The sequence below is a fragment of the Variovorax sp. 20P10.2.4 genome, from assembly GCF_058244205.1.
In genome coordinates this window covers 1-1,092 of record NZ_JBZAYE010001183.1, presented here as the reverse complement: position 1 = coordinate 1,092, position 1,092 = coordinate 1, and the positions used below count along the sequence as shown (strand labels likewise).

At 72.6% G+C, this 1,092-nt stretch carries 1 protein-coding gene; it reads right to left on the bottom strand.

Going from position 1 to position 1,092, the window contains the following annotated elements; translation table 11 throughout:
* Window positions 1-1,092: FAD-binding protein (locus AC27VN_RS42150; RefSeq protein ID WP_490880617.1), on the bottom strand; the 1,092-nt coding region annotated here is incomplete at both ends.

Sequence of the window (1,092 nt, the reverse complement as noted above, 5' to 3'; positions counted from 1 at the left end):
GCGCTCGAAGGGGAAGACCTCGGCCTGCACCGCGCGCACCACGGCCTGGCTGTCCCACGCCTGCGCGCCGCGCGTGGACAGCGCGACGCCGCCGGAACGCAGGGCCGCGCGTTGCGAACGCGCACGCGCATCGCGCCCGAAATCGGCCGCGCCGGCACCGGCCCAGAAACCCGAGGACAGCGCCCATGCCGCGTTGTGGCTGCCGCCGCCGGTGAAGCCGCCGCAGATCAGCTCGCGCGTGGCCGCGTCGCCCGCGGCATAGAGGCCGGCCACGGTGGTGGCGCAACTGTCGTCCACCAGGTGCAGGCCACCGGTGCCGCGCACCGTGCCCTCGAGCCGCAGCGTGACCGGGAAGTGCTGCGTGAAGGGGTCGATGCCCTGGCGGTCGAAGGAGACGAAGAAGTTCGGCTGCGCGGTGCGCATCCAGGCGCGGATCTGCGCGTCGGCGCGGTCGAGGCAGGCGTAGACCGGTTGGGTCTGCAGCGTCTGCGCGATCACGCCACGGCCCTTGGACGAGCCCGCGCCCTCGATCGCCACGCCGTCGGCCGTGTAGAAGGTGGCCCAGTTGTAGAACAGCGACTTGGTGACCGACGAGAAGGCCGGGCCGAGCCCGTAGGCGTTGGAGAACTCCATGCCCGACAGGGCCGCGCCGACCTCGGCCGCCATCAGCTGGCCGTCGCCGGTCAGCACGTTGCAGCCGAGCGCGCGGCTCAGGAAGGCGCAGCCGCCGGTGGCGATGACCACCGCGCCGGCGCGCGCCACCCAGCTTTCGCCGCTCTGCCGGTTCACGCCGGTGGCGCCGCAGACGGTGCCGTGCTCGTCGACCAGCAGCTCGAGCACCGGACTGTGGTCGAGGATGCGCGCGCCTGCGGCCTTCACGCGTTTGCGCATCAGCCGCATGTACTCGGGGCCCTGCAGCGAGGTGCAGCGCAGCGCGCCCTGGTCGTCGACCGGGAACGGATAGCCCCATTCCTTGAGCGTCTCGACGTTGGTCCAGGTCTGTTCGAGCACGCGGTCCATCCAGGCGTGCTCGGCCAGCTGGCCGCCCATCGCGAAGCGGCTGGCCTTGGCCTCCTCGCGCGCCGTGCCTTC